Genomic DNA, 16,198 nt, shown 5'->3' with positions numbered 1-16,198 from the left:
ATTTGCCGGCGTGAAAGATCTGTTGCCCGGAATTCATGATAACCCCTTGATTGCAAGCGCTCTCGCTTCTGGCATGCGCATTGCACGCAGAACGTGCGTTCGCAGTGACAGTGGAGTTTTGGAATGAGCGTTAGCGGCACGAGCAGTATCGTCGGTGGAAGCGCGGCGAGTTCGTCGTCATCCGCCAGCCCGTCGAAATCGACCGACGGTTCGCAAGGGGACGTCTCGACTTTCGCCTCGCTGATGAACGACGGGACGCCATATGATGAAGTGAAGGTCAACCTACCGAACGGCATATCGGTCGGCCTCGTCCATTTCGGCGGCGGCGGCCTGGATAGTAGCGCGCTCAAATCCATCGAAGAGTTCGTGCAACATTTCGCCGACCGGCAGGTATCGGGAAGTTCGTCCTCCGCGACCGCCCAAAGGCAGAATGACGACACGCCCGATACCGTGGTCTTCGACAAGATCCATGTCGATCTCCCGAATGGATATTCGTTCGAGGTCGTTCACTCCTCCGGCAATCAGGCATCGGACAGCGCCAGCGTGATGAAAGAGCTCACCGAGGCGGCCGAGGAGCTCACCGAATCCTTCGCGCAATATTCACCGACATCCTCGGCTGCGTCCGCTTACGCCGCGCAGCAGGCGGCGTCGTCCGGTCGGACGAGCCATGTTGACGCGCAGAGTTGAGGCTCTCCGCACTCTCAACGCCGATATTGGGGCTGCGAGCCAAAGTTCCTGACGTCACCCCAGCGACACGGCTTCGCCGTTGCGCGGGGATGACGGATTTAGATGGAACGTGCCGCACGTTGTCGTGCGATCCGTGGGATGCGGCCATGCGCGCGGTTCCGCGCATCGGTATTCCGTTGCCCTGCACGCGCGGGCCTCATTATATTGGCGAACGATGCAACCGGAGCTGCCTGCGCGGCGCTCCGCGATTGAGGGCCACGCGATGGACGATACGATCGGCTTCCCCGACCCCGGCCTCGATTTGTCGGATGGATTCAAGCCGCACACCTCGCATTGGGGCGTGTTTTCGGCGCGCAACGGCAAAGCCGGGCTCGAGGTCAGACCCTATGGCGGCGATCCCGATCCGAATGGCATCATCGACAATTTCCCCGGCGCTCTTCGCCATCAGGCCCGTATTGCGCAGCCCGCTATCCGCAAGGGCTGGCTCGAACGCGGGCCCGGTCCCGATGACAGGCGGGGCCGCGACGAATTCGTTTCCGTCAGCTGGGAAAAGGCGCTGGATCTGCTCGGCGATGAGCTGGCGCGCATCCGCGACACGCGCGGCCCCGGCGCCGTGTTCGGCGGTTCTTACGGCTGGTCGAGCGCCGGACGTTTGCATCATGCGCAGAGCCAGGTCCACCGTTTCCTCAACATCGCGATGGGCGGCTATGTCCGCTCGGTGAATTCCTATTCGTCGGGCGCCTCTTCCGTGCTGTTGCCGCAGATCATGGCGGGCTACGAGGACATCACCAAACGCAACGTCACCTGGGAGCAGATTGCTGAAGAGACCGAGATCGTGCTCGCATTCGGCGGCATGGCGCTGAAGAATTCGATGGTGGCCGGCGGCTCGATCAGCAAGCATGTCGAACGCGGTGCAATGCAAGCGGCGCGCAAGCGCGGCTGCGAGTTCATCCTGATGAGCCCCCTGCGGGAGGATTTGCCTGTCGAGGCCGGCGCCGAATGGATGACCTGCATCCCCGGCACTGATACCGCGCTGATGCTCGGCATGGTCCACACGCTGGTCAGCGAAGGCCTACACGATCAGGCCTTCCTCGACCGCTACACGGAAGGGTGGCCGGTGTTTTTGCGTTACCTCACCGGCGAAAGCGATGGTCAGCCAAAGCATGCCGAATGGGCCGCCGCGATCTGCGGTGTCGATGCCGACGCGATCCGCGTGCTGGCGCGCCGGCTTGCCGGCAAGCGCGCGCTGATCACCGTCTCGCACTCGCTCCAGCGCGCCGAGCATGGCGAGCAGCCGGTCTGGATGGGCATGGTGCTGGCGGCAGCGCTGGGCCAGATCGGCCTTCCCGGCGGCGGCTACGCCTATTCGCTTGGCGCAATCGGCTATTACGGCCGCCGCGTCAACGACGTGCCCGGGCCGACGCTGGGGCAGGGCCGGAATGGTGTCAGGGATTTCATCCCGGTGGCGCGCATCGCCGACATGCTGCTCAGTCCCGGCAACACCTATCGCTACAATGGCGAGACGCGCACCTATCCGGACATTCGCCTGGTCTATTGGGCCGGCGGCAATCCGTTCCATCACCACCAGGATATCAACCGCCTGCGCAAGGCCTTTGCGAAACTCGACACGCTGGTCGTGCACGAGCTCGCCTGGACCGCGACCGCGCGCCATGCCGACATCGTGCTGCCGTCGACTATGACGCTTGAGCGCGAGGACATCGGCTACTCCAGCAACGATCCCCTGATGGTCGCGATGCACCGCATCGCCGAGCCGTTTGGGCTCGCGCGCGACGACTACGAGATCTTCGCCGATCTGGCCGATCGCCTCGGCGCCCGTGAGCCCTTCACGGAGGGACGCAGCTCGCGGCAATGGCTGGAGCATCTCTACGAGCCGACCCGCGCCTCGCTCGCCAAGCGCGGCCTGGAGGCTCCGAGCTTCGAGGAATTCTGGAAGCGCGGCAGCCTGGTGGTGCCGCAGCAGCCCGACGATGGTGGCCGCTTGCGCAGTTTCCGCGAGGACCCGGTCGCGCATCCGCTGCCGACGCCGAGCGGACGCATCGAAATCTATTCCGCGAAGATCGCCGGCCATGGCGATGCGGATTGTCCGGGCCATCCGGTGTGGCTCGAGAAGACCGATATGCCCAAACCTGGGGCGCCGTGCTTCCTCGTCGCTAACCAGCCGGTAACGCGGCTGCACAGTCAGCTTGATTTCGGCGGACATTCGCTCGGCGCCAAGCATCGCGGCCGCGAAGTCGCGCGGATGAATCCTCGGGATGCTGACGCGCGTGGCATCAAGAACGGCGACATCATTCGCCTGTTCAATGAGCGCGGCGCGTGCCTGGCCGCGGTGCATGTCACTGACGACATCGCGCCCGGTGTCGTGCAATTGCCGACCGGCGCGTGGTACGACCCGATGGACCCCGAGGACGACGCGCCGCTTTGTGTTCACGGCAATCCCAACGTGCTCACCCGCGACATCGGCACCTCGTCCTTCGCGCAGGGCTGCACCGGCCAGCTCACCACGGTGGAGCTGGAGAAATTCACCGGCAACCTGCCGCCGATCCGGGCGTTTGATCCGGTGTAGCCACACATGGCAGCCGAACGTGCGAGCGCGTCAGCGCGCGTTCGCGATCGTCACCGCGGCGTCCACCGCATTCTCCAGGATCTCATCGGACAACTGCTTGTCGTTGACCGCGCGCGCCAATTGCAGTGCGCCGACCATGGTCGAATAGATCGTGATCGCCTTGCGCCGTCGCTCGTCTGCGGTGCCTTGCCTGATCTGCTCCGCCATCAGCCCGACGATGTCGGAGACCTTGCCGGTGAAGGCATCGCGTGTTGCCTTGGGATGCCGCGCGATCTCGGCGACCAGCGCGGCAGTCGGGCAGCCGCTGTCGGCGCGATCGCGGTGACGCGCTGAGAGATAGTCGCGGATCACGGTTTCGACCGCGATGCCACTCTCGAGATTGGCCTTGTGGCGCTCCTGGCGCCGGGTGAGCACGTCCACGAGCACCTCCCGCACCAAATCCTCCTTGGAGGCGAAGTGGGTGTAGAAGGCGCCGTTGGTGAGACCGGCCTCCGACATGATGCCGGCGAGGCCGACCGCGGCGATTCCGCTCTCGCGGAACTGGGCGGAGGCGACATCGAGGATGTGCCGGCGGGTTTCGTCCTTGTGTCCTTTTTCGTAGCGCATGGCCTCAACTCCCTCCCGATGCCCGGCCTGAAATCCATGGCCACGACATCGTGAGCGATTAGCTATTGCATTACGATCATAATAATACATTATGATTATAATTCAATAGCTGCTGCGGCAGCCTCGGAACGGAACAGGACCTCAGGAATGTCAGTCGAGGACGTCGCCGCATCATCAATGCCGACCATGGAGGTCCCGGCGCGTAGCGCGGCAGCGCCTCGCCCGGCAGTGACGTCCGCGGACCCGCGGCGCGCCGCGCTTCTGACCGCGCCGATCCTGCCGACGCTGATCAAGCTCGCGGCACCGACGGTGATGGTGTTGGTGGCGCAGACGGCGGTGAACATCGCCGAAGCCTATTATGTCGGCTATCTCGGCACCGATGCGCTGGCGGGCGCCGCGTTGGTGTTTCCGATCTTCATGCTGATGACCATGATGTCGAATGGCGGGTTCGGCTCCGGCGTCGCCTCGTCGGTGGCACGCGCGGTTGGCGCCGGGCGCCGCGACGATGCCGATGCGGCGCTGTTCCACGCCATCTTGCTTGCGATCATTGCGGGAGGGCTGTTCACGCTTGGGGTGCACTTCGGCGGTCCGGCGCTGTTCCGAACGCTCGGCGGCCGAGACGGCGCACTCGATGCGGCCGTCACCTATTCCAGCTATCTGTTCGCCGGCGCCATTCCGGTGTGGATCGTGAACCTCCAGGCCGCCGCGCTGCGCGGCTCCGGCAACGTCAAGGTGCCTGCGCTGGTGACGCTGATCGGCGCGATCGTGACCATTCCCGTCTCGCCTTTGCTGATCTTCGGCTTCGGACCCGTCCCAAGCCTCGGCATCGGCGGCGCCGGCATTGCCTTCGGTCTCTATTACGGTGCGGCGATGCTGTTCCTGTTGCGTTACATGTCCTCGGGCGCATCCGGCCTGCGGCTGCACATCGCGCCGTTGCGTGCAAAGATCTTTGGCGACATGCTCAAGGTCGGCATCCCCACCGCGTTCAATGCCGTGCTGACCAACCTCACCGTCATCCTCGTCACCGGTGCGGTCGGCCTGTTCGGCACCTCCGCGCTTGCCGGCTACGGCATCGCCTCGCGGCTCGACTACATCATGATTCCGCTGCTGTTCGGCATCAGCACGGCGACGCTGACCATGGTCGGCGTCAATATGGGCGCGGGCCAGACCGCGCGCGCGCAACGGATCGGCTGGGTCAGCGGCGCCGCCGGCATGATCATGACCGGCTCGATAGGGCTACTGGTGGCGATCTTTCCGACCGCCTGGCTGCATCTGTTCAGCCACGACACAGGCGTCGTGAGCGAAGGCATGACTTACCTGCGCATCGTGGCGCCGGCCTATGCCGCGCTGGGTTTTGGTTTCGTGACCTCCTTCGCGGTCCAGGGCACGGGCCGCGCGCTGGGCCCGCTCGCCGGCTCCATCGCGCGCATCCTGATTGCGGCTGGTGGCGGCTGGATCGCTGTCGCAAGCTTCGGGGCAGGAATGACCGGGCTTGCCACCATGGTCACGGTATCGCTCGCGGCCTACGCTGCGATCTGCGTATGGATCATGCTGTCACCGTCGACCTGGCGCGCCGAGCCGCGCGCCTAGGAAGGGTTGCGCGCCGCTCGCCCCTGCCTCAGTTTGCGTTCATTTCCCATTTCGCGGCGAACGGAGAAGCGTTGCCCGCCGCCGGTGCCAAATATGAATTTCCATTTCATTGATTTCGTCCGGCGGAGAAGCGAATACGGTTCCAATTGTTGTCGCTGAGTCATGGAGACCAAGATGTCGTTTCGCCCCGCCCTGATCCTCGCAACCGTGCTCGCCGCCTGGTCGGCAGCAAGCTCAGCCGAGACCATCAAGATCGGCGTGACGCCGGGTCCGCATGCGCAGATTCTGGAGGCCGTGAAGCCGATCGCCGCCAAGCAGGGGCTCGTCATCCAGCTGATCGAGTTCTCCGACTATGTGGTGCCGAACGCCGCGCTCGATGCCGGTGAGATCCAGGCCAATTCCTTCCAGAACCAGCCTTACCTGGACAACCAGAAGGCCGATCGCGGCTACAAGATCGAGTCCGTCGCGCTGACCGTCAACTTCCCCATCGGCGTCTACTCCAAGAAGCACAAGGCTTTCGCCGACATTCCTGAAGGCGGCAAGGTCTCGATCCCCAACGATCCGACCAATGGCGGCCGCGTCCTGCTGCTGCTGCGGGACAAGGGCGTGATCAAGCTTAAGGACGGTGTCGGCTTCAAGCCGACCGTACTCGACATTACCGAGAATCCCAAGAAGCTGAAATTCATCGAGGTCGACGCTGCTCAGGCCCCGCGCGCGCTCGACGACGTCGACGCCGCCGCGATCAACACCAACTATGCAACCCAGGCGGGCCTCGATCCCGTCAAGGATCCGATCCTGCGCGAGGACCCCAAGGGACCCTACGTGAACCTGATCGCGGTGCGCAGCGCCGACAAGGACAAGCCCTGGGTCAAGACCCTGGTCGACAGCTACCACACACCCGAGATCAAGGAGTTCGTCCTCACCAAGTTCAAGGGCGCGGTGCTGCCGAGCTGGTAGGCAGCCTGCCTAGCCAAAGTTCTGCGTGGGGTACCGATCCCGGCGGGCAGCCTTGCACATTGCCCGCTTGTTTCCTGCTCCAGCAACCGACATCATCGGGACCCATTCTCGCCCGACGGGGTCGTATGAAACGCTTTGCAAACCTGAAACGCCTCGGATTCTTCACGCGCCTGCTTGATGAGGCCCCGCCGGCCGAGCGCTATCGCAATGCCGCCGAGCAGATCGTGCGCGCCGAGAAGGCCGGTCTCGATTCCGCGTGGATCGCGCAGCACCATTTTCACGAGCGTGAGGGCGGCCTGCCGTCGCCCTTCGCCTTCCTCGGCTATGTCGCAGCCCAGACCTCGCGCATCCGCCTTGGCACCGGCATCGTCACTCTGCCGCTGGAGAGCGCGGTGCGGGTGGCGGAGGACGCAGCTGTCCTCGATCTACTCTGCAACGGCCGCTTCGAGCTCGGGGTCGGCACCGGTGGTAACCCATCGGCGTTCGCTGCCTTCGGCCTCGATGGCACTCAGCGCAACGAGATTTTTGCGCGCAATCTGGAGGTGGTCCGCAAGGCACTGACCGGCAAGCCGCTCGACGGTGGCGACACGCTCTACCCGCAGCGGCCGCAACTGGACAAGCGCATCTGGCAGGCGACTTTCTCGGTGGCGGGCGGCGCCCGCGCCGGCAAGGCCGGCGACGGCCTCTTGCTCTCGCGTACCCAGCCGCGGACCAAGGATGCGCCAAACGCTACCCTCGCCGAGATCCAGAATCCGATCATCGACGCCTATCTCGAAGCGCTGCCATCAGGGGCCGAGCCGCGCATCATGGCCTCGCGCAGCGTCTTTGTCGCGGACGATCATCGCGAAGCGATGCGGCTTGCCGATATCGGGCTACGCCGGGCGCTCCCGCAATTCATGAAGAGCGGTCACCTTCCCCCGGGCGAGACACTGGAGGAGATGATCACGGCGTTCGACACCCATGTCGGCGGCGCTAGCGAGGTGATCGCCTCGCTGCGCACGGACGCCACGCTGGAGCGGATCACCGACCTCGTCTTCCAGGTCCATTCCGTCGATGCGCCGCACCCCCAGGTGCTGCGCTCGATCGAGCTGGTCGCGGAGAAGGTTGCGCCGGCGCTGGGCTGGACCAGGACAGCGCCCGAAGTGGCCTTGGCCGGCTAGTCGGATTTGATGGATTGCATGAGGCTTTATGATGAGTACGCCTGACATCATCGACACGCTTGTCGGAATCGAGCCGGGATCGGCGCTGGACGCCATTCGCGGAAAGCGCATGCAAGCGCGCGAAAACGCGCAGAAGAGCTATCTTTCGCTGTTCGAACCGATCGATGCCGGCGATTTTTCGTTGCTCGAACGCGCCGCGGTCGCGGCCTTCGTGACCGGACTCCATGGCGAGTCTCCCGTTGCCAGCTTCTATCGCGACAAGCTTGCCGCGACCGCCGGCGGCGCGGCTCTGGTTAAGGCGATCGACGCCGAGATTGCACGCGGCAAGACCTCCGGCCCCTATGGCTCGTTTCCGGCGGGACCGCTCTCGATCGAGAACACGGCAGGCCTGATTTATCGCGTGGACGCCGCGAGCAAGTCCGCCCTCAGCCCCCGGCTGGTCGCGGCACTCGAGCATGCGCATTTGCTCGTGTTCCGGCCGCGCGATGCGGCATCCAGCGACATGAAGGCGTTGCTCGCCGCCGGCTGGTCGACCACCGGCATCGTCACCTTCTCCCAACTCGTCGCGTTCCTGTCGTTCCAGGTGCGGGTCGTCAGCGGCTTGCGCACGCTTGCCGCCGCGAACGCATAAGAGGAGGCCGCCATCATGAGCGCCACCGTCAATCCGCCCGTCGTCTTTACCCAGGATGAGCTCGGCTGGGTCTCCTGGATCGAGCCATTGCCGGAGGCCGAGCTCACCGAACGGCATTTCAACGGCTTGGTCGACCGCGCCCGCGCCAAGTCGGAATATTTCCGCCTGCTGGTGCGCGATCCCGAGGTGCTGGAAGCCCGCACCAAGACCGACAAGGACATCTTCTACAACGTCGCCGACGGCCTGCCGCGCGCCGAGCGCGAGCTCGCGGCGGCCGCGACCTCGCGCTACAACGGCTGCATCTATTGCGCCTCGGTGCATGCGCGCTTCGCCAGCACCTATTCCAAGCGCCGCGAGGACGTGCAGAAGCTGCTCGATGAAGGCGTCAAGGCCGATCTCGGCGAACGCTGGAACGCCGTGGTGAAGGCGTCGGTGGCGCTGGCCGCGACGCCGATCGCGTTTGGCCCTGACAACATCAAGGAGCTGCGCAGTGCGGGCCTTGACGATGCCGAGATCGTCGACGTCATCAACGGCGCCTCGTTCTTCAACTGGGCGAACCGGCTCATGCTGTCGCTGGGCGAGCCCTCGAAATAGGCAATTTCACCGGCACAAGACTTGCTGCTTGTTTTCAACACCTGAGTGGATGGAGCCGTGCATGAGCAACATCAATCGCCGAACCCTGGTCAAGGGCTCACTGGCCGCCATGATGGCGGGCGCAGTCTCCTCCCGCAGCGCCTTCGCCGACACCGATCCGATCATGCTCGGCGTCAGCGGTCCGCTGACCGGGCCGAACGCGCAATATGGCACGCAATGGAAGCAGGGCTTTGATCTCGCGCTCGACGAGATCACGGCCGCCGGCGGCATCAATGGCCGCAAGCTTGCCTATCAGTTCGAGGACAGCCAGAGCGATCCACGACAATCGGTCGCGATCGCCCAGAAATTCGTGTCCGATCCCAAGATCGTCCTGGAGCTCGGCGACTTTTCCAGCCCCGCCTCGATGGCAGCCTCGCCGATCTATCAGCGCGGCGGCCTGGTGCAGTTCGGCTTTACCAATTCGCATCCCGACTTCACCAAGGGCGGCGACTTCATGTGGAGCACGTCGGTCAGCCAGGCCGACGAGCAGCCGCTGTTGGCGCGCTATGCGGTGAAGAGCCTCGGCCTGAAGAAGCTAGCGGTACTGCATCTCAACACCGATTGGGGCCGCACCAGCCGCGACTACTTCAACAACGCCGCCAAGGAATATGGCGCGGAGATCGTCGTCACCGAAGGCTATATCGCCGAAGAGCGCGACTTCCGGTCCACGCTGGTGCGCGTGCGTGATGCCAATCCCGATGGCCTGGTCCTGATCTCCTATTACTCCGACGGTGCGCTGATCGCGCGCCAGGCGCGGCAGGTCGGGCTCAAGCAGGTGATCTGCGCCGCGAGCTCGGTCTATTCACCTAAGTTTATCGAGCTTGGCGGTGATGCCGTTGAGGACGTCCATGTCGGCACGCGCTACTTCCCGGAAGATCCGCGGCCCGAGGTGCAGAAGTTCATCGCCGGCTTCAAGAAGAAGTACAATGGTCTCGAGCCCGATGCCTTCAACGCCTACGCCTATGACGCCATGAACATGGCCGCGGCCGTGCTGAAGATCGGCGGCACCGATCGCAAGGCGATCCGCGATGCCTTCGCCAAGGTGAAGGACGTCCCGAGCGTGATCTTCGGCACCGCGACGTTCGACGTCGCCACCCGGCGCGTCAAGGGCGCGATGAATGCCGAGCTCGTCGTACGCAAGGGCCAGTTCGCGCTTTGGGACGGCAAGCCGACCTGATCTCTTGGCCGGAGCTCCAGCTCCGGCCTTTCTCCCTTCATTAGGAACCCTGCGTGTCTTCCTGGCTCGACTACACCATCAACGGGCTGATCGTCGGTAACGTCTACGCCCTGGTTGCGGTCGGGCTCGCGCTGATCTTCGGCGTCAGCCGGCTGATCAACTTCGCGCAGGGCTCGATCTACCTCGTCGGCGCCTATATCGGCTGGGTCGCGGTGGTGCAGCTGCACACGCCGCTGCCGCTCACGATCATTGTCGTCGCGGTGGTGGCCGCGGTCGTCGGGCTGATCATCGAGCGGTTCGGCCTTCGGCCCCTTCAGAACTCGGTGCGCATCGCGCCGCTGCTGGCGACCATCGGCATCAGCTTCGTGCTCGATCAGCTGGTCATGCTGACCTTCTCGCCCAATCCGCGCGCGCTGCCGAGCCAGTTGCCGGATGTGCGATTTCAGGTTGGCGGCGGAACCATCGGGCCGCTGGATCTGCTGATCGCCGGCGTCGGGATCTCCAGCGCGCTGCTGCTGTTCGTGTTCCTGCGCTATACCAAGCTTGGCTGGGCGGTGCGCGCCGCCTCGCAGGACCGCGACGCCGCGATGCAGATGGGCGTCGATGTCAACCGCGTCAACCAGACGGTGTTCGGGATCGCAGCGGCGCTCGGTGGTGTCTCTGGCCTCTTGGTCGGCATGTATTACAACCAGATCGACACCGCGATGAGCCTGCAGGCGACGCTGAAGGGCGTCGTGGCTGAGGTGGTCGGCGGTGCCGGCAATGTGCCCGGCGCCGTGATCGGCAGCATGCTGCTTGGCCTTGTCGAGAGCTACGGCGTCGCCGTGTTCGGCACCAGCTATCGCAATCTGTTCGCCTTCCTGCTGTTGGTGGTCGTGCTGGTGCTGCGGCCGAACGGCCTGTTTGCCAGCGCCCGGCAGGCGCCGCCGGAGCCACTCACTGGCACCTTTATCGCGCCGAGCCGGCCAGTGCGTATTCCGCGCTGGGCCCTGGCTGTCGCAATCGTCGCATTGGCGATCCTGCCGCTGCTGCCGGTGTCGTTCTACATCCTCCAGACGCTGATCAACGCCTGGCTGCTCGGTATGCTCGCGCTCAGCCTGACGCTGGTGGCCGGCACGATCGGCCAGGTCTCGCTCGGACACGCCGCGCTGCTCGCGATCGGTGCCTATACGTCCGCGCTGCTGTCGCTGACATTGAACGTGCCTGTTGGCCTCGCCATCATGGCCGGCGGCCTGATGAGCGCCGCACTCGGCACGATCCTGATCTCGCCATCCTTTCGCCTGCGCGGGCATTACGTCTCGATCGCGACGCTCGCCATCGGCGAGATCGTGTCGCTGGTGATCCTGAACTGGGAAAGCGTCACGCGCGGGCCGATCGGCATTTCCGGCATCCCGCCGCTCTCGCTGTTCGGCTACGACCTGATCAGCCCGGCCTCGGTATATTGGTTCGCCTTCGCCGTGATGGTCGTGCTCGCGCTGCTTCAGGCGCGCCTGCTGGGCTCGCATCTCGGCCGCTGCTTTCGTGCCATCCGCGATGACGACATCGCCGCGCGCGCCTATGGCCTTAGCCTCAACCGTTACAAGTCGCTCGCCTTCATCTTCGGTGGCTTCGCAGCGGGCGTCAGTGGCGGCATCGCCGCGCATCTCTATTCCTACATCAATCACGAGACCTTCAACACGCAGCAATCGATCCTGGCGCTGACGGTCGTGATCCTCGGCGGCCTCGGCAACGTCGTCGGCGCGATTCTCGGCGCAGTGGCGCTGGTCGGCCTGCCCGAAGTGTTCCGGATCGCGGCGGAGTACCGCATTCTGATCTACGGCATCGTGCTGCTCCTGCTCGTGCGATTCAGGCCGCAAGGCCTGTTGGGGACGATCTGATGGCGGAGGCGCTCGCACCGCTGTTGTCCCTGCGCGGGCTGACGCGCCGCTTCGGCGGCCTCACCGCCGTCGACGGCATCGATCTCGATCTCGCCAAGGGCGGGCTCGTCAGCATCATCGGCCCGAACGGCGCCGGCAAGACCACGCTGTTCAATCTGGTCACCGGGCTCGATCGGCCGGATGGGGGCACAGTCAGCTTCGAAGGGCAGGACATCACGGGCCTTTCGCCGGAGCGGCTCGCCGCGCAGGGCATCGCGCGCACGTTCCAGCTCGGCCGCGTCTTCGGCAATCTCAGTGTCATGGACAACGTCCTGATCGGCGCGCACACACGCTTGCGTGCCGTGAAGCCGGCCGTGCCTGTGATCGGTCCGCTGCTGGAGCTGGGCCTGGCGTTGCTGCGTCCTTCAAGCGTCAAGGCCGAGGAAGAGCGGCTGCGCGAAGACGTCAAAGCCATTCTCGCCCGCTTCGGTGAGCGGCTGCTGCCGCGGATCGACCAGCCGGCCTACAGCCTGTCCTATGCCAACCGCCGCCGCGTCGAGATCGCGCGCGCACTCGCGCTGAAGCCGCGTCTCTTGCTGCTCGACGAGCCGACCGCCGGCATGAACCCGAGCGAGACCGCGGAGATGCAGGCGCTCGTCGCCGAATTGAAAGCAGAAGGGCTGACCATTCTCCTGATCGAGCACAAGCTCGAGATGGTGATGCAGCTCTCCGATCGCGTCATCGTCATGGACGAGGGTAAGAAGATCGCGGAAGGGCCGGGCGAGCAGGTGCGTGGCGATCCCAAGGTGATCGAGGCCTATCTCGGCCACGGGCTGTCAGGAACAGCGGAGCAGGAGAGTGCGGCATGACCACGGGCGCACCCGAACCACTGCTGGCGTTGACTGATGTCAACACGTTCTATGGCCAGGCCCAGGTGCATTTCGACCTGTCCATCACCGTGGGCCGCGGCCACATCGTCTGCCTGCTCGGCGGCAACGCCAGCGGCAAGTCGACGACGATGAAGATCATTCTTGGCCTGGTGAAGCCACGCTCGGGCGAGGTGACGTTCGACGGTGCCTCGCTGATCAGCCTCACCACGCCGCAGATCGTCCGCCGTGGCATTGCCTCGGTGCCCGAGGCGCGGCGGCTGTTCGCCGACATGAGCGTCCGCGAGAACATCCTGATGGGCGCCTTCGTGCGCAGCGACCGCGACGCCGTGGCGCAGGATCTCGACAAGATGCTGACGCTGTTCCCGAAGCTTGGCCAGCGGCTGTCGCAGCGCGCGGGCTCGCTGTCAGGCGGCGAGCAGCAGATGGTGGCGATGGCGCGCGCGCTGATGAGCCGTCCGCGCCTGATCGTGATGGACGAGCCGACCATGGGCCTGTCGCCGCTCTATGTCGACCGCGTGCTCGAGCTGATCCGCACCATCAACCAGGACGGCGTCTCGATCTTCATGGTCGAGCAGAACGCCAGCCTTGCGCTCGAAATCGCGCATGAGGCTTATGTGCTCCAGACCGGCAAGATCGTGCTCTCGGGCCCGGCGCGCGCGCTGAAGGATGACCCTCGCGTGCGCGACGCCTATCTCGGCGGCAGCGAAGCCGCGTAAGGCGGCTATGCGCGAATGCCGCCTCGGCGGTTCGGGTTTTGCGCTGGTCAGTGTGACAATTATCTGAAAAGATCATACCGTTGACGCAATGGGGCGCGCGGCGGAATGCGTGACGTGACGAGATGGTCTGTGCGGGCGGCTGAGCCCGGAATGGTGCTGCTGTTCGGCGGCCTCGTCGCCGCCAATGTCGCCGTATGGGCCTGGGCTTTCGCGGCGTTCGGCGAGCTGCCGGCGGTGATGGCGACTGCGCTGCTCGCCTGGGTGTTCGGCCTGCGCCACGCCGTCGATGCCGACCACATCGCCGCCATCGACAATGTCGTGCGCAAGCTGATGCAGGCGGGCGATGCGCCGCGCAGCGTCGGTCTCTATTTCGCGCTCGGTCACTCCACTGTGGTCGTGATCGCGACCATGCTGCTCGCGCTCGGCGTCGTCAGCCTTGGCGGTGGCAGCCTGTTGAAGGATATCGGCAGCCTGATCGGCACCTCGGTGTCGGCGCTGTTCCTGCTGGCGATCGCCGCGATCAACCTTGTCATCTTCGCCGGCCTGTGGCGAACCTTTCGCGCCGCGCGCGAGCAGGGCGTTCATGACGCCGCCGGGCTCGAGGCGCTGCTCGCGCATCGCGGCTTTCTCGCGCGCCTGCTCGGCCCGATGTTCCGCCTGGTGACGAAGCCATGGCACATGTTTCCGCTCGGATTGCTGTTCGGCCTCGGCTTCGACACCGCAACCGAGGTCGGGCTGCTCAGCATCTCCGCCACCGAAGCGGCACGTGGTGCTTCGCTCGCCGACATCCTGGTCTTCCCCGCACTGTTCGCGTCAGGCATGGCGCTGGTCGATACCGCCGACTCCGCGCTGATGGTCAGCGCCTATCGCTGGGCCTTCGTAGATCCCATGCGCAAGCTCTGGTACAACCTCACGATCACTGGCGCGTCCGTCGCGGTCGCGCTGTTGATCGGCGGCATCGAGGCGCTTGGCCTGATCAGCGACCGGCTTGGACTTAATGGTGGCGTGTGGGCGTTGGTCGATAGCCTGAACGAGTCGCTCGCCAATGTCGGTTTCGCGGTGATCGCGCTGTTCGGGATCGCCTGGCTCGTCTCGAGCCTACTTTATCGCCGTATGTTCGCGGCGGCGTGACGGCGTCAGGCCGACGCCGCGCTCGGCATTTGCTCGGCCGGCTGATCGTCGCCGTTGGGATCGCCAGGTGCGGTCGCCCAGGCCAATTCCACCAGTGTGACGATTCGGCGGCCGCCGCCGTCGAGCTGAACGACGATCAGGCCCTGCTCCTCCATATAGCCAAGCAGGCGCTGGGCCCGGCGCAGCGAATGCGAGCCATAGGCGCGGGCGATGGCGATGTCGCCGGGGCAGGGCCAGCCTTCCTTGGCCGCGCGCGCGAGCATCATGAACACGCCCTGCATGTCGTCGGGCAGGATCGAGGCGCGCAGCGTCACCTCCCGCCAGGAATCGTCCCCGGCAATGTCCGTGCCGAGGCCCGCGCGCGCATGCGTCAGCATGCGGCGGAATTCGGTAAGGTCAGGCACGGACGCGCCGAGGCCTTCGATGCGGCAGCGGACCACGAACTCCTGATAGAGCACGCCGATGGCGCGGAAGCCGGCATCGGGCGCGGCCAGCACCGCGCGCAACGTCCGGTCCACGCGCTCGCGCCGTTCGGCGAGCTCTGCGGCACTGACCGGCTCCTCGACCTCTTCAGTGCTGATTTCAGGCGCTGCCGCCTTGGCCGCACGAAGCTGCTCGAGCAGATCAGGCGCAGGCCGGCGCTGCGGCCGGCTGGCGTCCGGCGGCGGCGCAGCCAGGATCACGGCGCGCGCATCTTCCAGCGTCGCTTCGGGCAGCGGCATCAGCCGCGGCGTCGAATTGCGCGGGGATGTTTCGGTTGGGCCGATATTCAGGCGCAAGGGGCGGCGCGATAGCGCCGGTCCCAGCGCCATGAACTGCCCGCGTTCGAGATCGCGAAAGGCTTCGGCCTGCCGCCGCTCCATGCCGAGCAGATCAGCGGCGCGCGCCATGTCGATGTCGAGGAAGGTGCGGCCCATCAAAAAGTTCGACGCCTCGGCCGCGACATTCTTGGCGAGCTTGGCCAGACGTTGCGTCGCAATGATGCCGGCAAGGCCGCGCTTGCGGCCGCGGCACATCAGATTGGTCATGGCGCCCAGCGACAATTTTCGCGCTTCGTCCGACACCTCGCCGGCAACCGCCGGCGCGAACAGCTGCGCCTCGTCGACCACCACAAGCATCGGGTACCAATGGTCGCGCTCGACGTCGAACATGCCGCCAAGGAACGCAGCCGCGCGCCGCATCTGATTCTCGGCGTCCAACCCCTCGAGATTGAGCACGGTGGACACGCGATGCAGCCGGGCGCGCTCGCCCGCCACCTGCAGGCCGCGCTCGGTGTGATCCTCGGCGTCGATCACCAGATGGCCGAAGCGTTCGGCCAGCGTGACGAAATCGCCCTCGGGATCGATGATGGCCTGCTGCACCCAGGGCGCGCTCTGCTCCAGGAGGCGCCTGAGCAGATGCGACTTGCCGGAGCCGGAATTGCCCTGCACCAGGAGACGGGTCGCCAGCAATTCTTCGAGGTCCATGGCCGCCCCGGCTCCCGCCGTGGTCAGACCCATCTCGATCGCAACCGTCATGTCCCCGACTCAAGCCCCGTCATTCGCGGACAGCGGCTTATCAATCGAAGCGGGACGCGTCGA

14 protein-coding genes are annotated in these 16,198 nt (G+C 65.3%); 12 read left to right on the top strand and 2 right to left on the bottom strand.

The window, feature by feature from the left end:
- Positions 1–123: 123 nt before the first annotated feature.
- Complete coding sequence (locus XI06_RS00950; RefSeq protein ID WP_271604414.1) at positions 124–687, top strand: hypothetical protein; 564 nt, start codon at positions 124–126, stop codon at positions 685–687.
- A 262-nt stretch (positions 688–949) separates the two neighbouring features.
- Positions 950–3,271, top strand: a complete 2,322-nt coding sequence (locus tag XI06_RS00945; protein ID WP_237891067.1) for a molybdopterin guanine dinucleotide-containing S/N-oxide reductase — start codon at positions 950–952, stop codon at positions 3,269–3,271.
- Positions 3,272–3,301: 30 nt separating this feature from the next.
- Here the strand turns inward: XI06_RS00945 and XI06_RS00940 are convergent, their stop codons facing one another.
- The gene (locus XI06_RS00940) at positions 3,302–3,877 is read right to left on the bottom strand and encodes a TetR/AcrR family transcriptional regulator (RefSeq protein WP_237872457.1); all 576 of its coding nucleotides are present in this window, start codon (positions 3,875–3,877) and stop codon (positions 3,302–3,304) included.
- 147 nt (positions 3,878–4,024) lie between these two features.
- On the opposite strand from XI06_RS00940, the gene XI06_RS00935 reads away from it, so the two are divergent.
- The 10 genes from XI06_RS00935 to XI06_RS00890 all read left to right on the top strand — a co-directional run bounded on the left by XI06_RS00935 (position 4,025) and on the right by XI06_RS00890 (position 14,618).
- Entirely contained in the window at positions 4,025–5,467 is a 1,443-nt protein-coding gene (locus XI06_RS00935; protein WP_237891068.1) for an MATE family efflux transporter, read from the top strand.
- A 162-nt stretch (positions 5,468–5,629) separates the two neighbouring features.
- Entirely contained in the window at positions 5,630–6,424 is a 795-nt protein-coding gene (locus XI06_RS00930; protein WP_237862778.1) for a MetQ/NlpA family ABC transporter substrate-binding protein, read from the top strand.
- Positions 6,425–6,549: 125 nt separating this feature from the next.
- Entirely contained in the window at positions 6,550–7,584 is a 1,035-nt protein-coding gene (locus XI06_RS00925) for a putative FMN-dependent luciferase-like monooxygenase (protein ID WP_237872451.1), read from the top strand.
- A 31-nt stretch (positions 7,585–7,615) separates the two neighbouring features.
- Entirely contained in the window at positions 7,616–8,215 is a 600-nt protein-coding gene (locus XI06_RS00920; RefSeq protein ID WP_237862776.1) for a CMD domain protein, read from the top strand.
- Between the two features lie 15 nt (positions 8,216–8,230).
- Entirely contained in the window at positions 8,231–8,809 is a 579-nt protein-coding gene (locus tag XI06_RS00915; RefSeq protein ID WP_237862775.1) for an alkylhydroperoxidase domain protein, read from the top strand.
- A 61-nt stretch (positions 8,810–8,870) separates the two neighbouring features.
- Positions 8,871–10,025 (top strand): ABC transporter substrate-binding protein, encoded by a 1,155-nt coding sequence (locus tag XI06_RS00910; RefSeq protein ID WP_237872449.1) that lies wholly within the window; start codon positions 8,871–8,873, stop codon positions 10,023–10,025.
- A 53-nt stretch (positions 10,026–10,078) separates the two neighbouring features.
- Positions 10,079–11,902, top strand: a complete 1,824-nt coding sequence (locus XI06_RS00905) for an ABC transporter permease (protein WP_237872447.1) — start codon at positions 10,079–10,081, stop codon at positions 11,900–11,902.
- Positions 11,902–12,750 carry an ABC transporter ATP-binding protein gene (locus XI06_RS00900; RefSeq protein ID WP_237862771.1) on the top strand — a complete coding sequence of 283 codons (849 nt, stop codon included), beginning with the start codon at positions 11,902–11,904 and terminating at the stop codon, positions 12,748–12,750. The genes XI06_RS00905 and XI06_RS00900 overlap by 1 nt, the downstream gene beginning before the upstream one ends.
- A complete protein-coding gene (locus XI06_RS00895; protein WP_271604413.1) occupies positions 12,747–13,487 on the top strand; it encodes an ABC transporter ATP-binding protein in 741 nt (246 codons plus the stop codon). Before XI06_RS00900 ends, XI06_RS00895 begins: the two co-directional genes overlap by 4 nt.
- Before the next feature lie 150 nt (positions 13,488–13,637).
- Positions 13,638–14,618: a HoxN/HupN/NixA family nickel/cobalt transporter gene (locus XI06_RS00890; protein ID WP_442869399.1), complete on the top strand. Its 981-nt coding sequence runs from the start codon at positions 13,638–13,640 to the stop codon at positions 14,616–14,618.
- A gap of 5 nt (positions 14,619–14,623) precedes the next feature.
- Here the strand turns inward: XI06_RS00890 and XI06_RS00885 are convergent, their stop codons facing one another.
- The gene (locus tag XI06_RS00885; protein WP_237872439.1) at positions 14,624–16,135 is read right to left on the bottom strand and encodes an ATP-binding protein; all 1,512 of its coding nucleotides are present in this window, start codon (positions 16,133–16,135) and stop codon (positions 14,624–14,626) included.
- Positions 16,136–16,198 lie beyond the last annotated feature (63 nt).

The sequence above is a fragment of the Bradyrhizobium sp. CCBAU 11434 genome, assembly GCF_028128895.1.
Lineage (GTDB): Bacteria > Pseudomonadota > Alphaproteobacteria > Rhizobiales > Xanthobacteraceae > Bradyrhizobium > Bradyrhizobium zhengyangense.
Note: the sequence above shows the minus strand (reverse complement) of the source record. Positions and strands in the feature narration are given on the sequence as shown.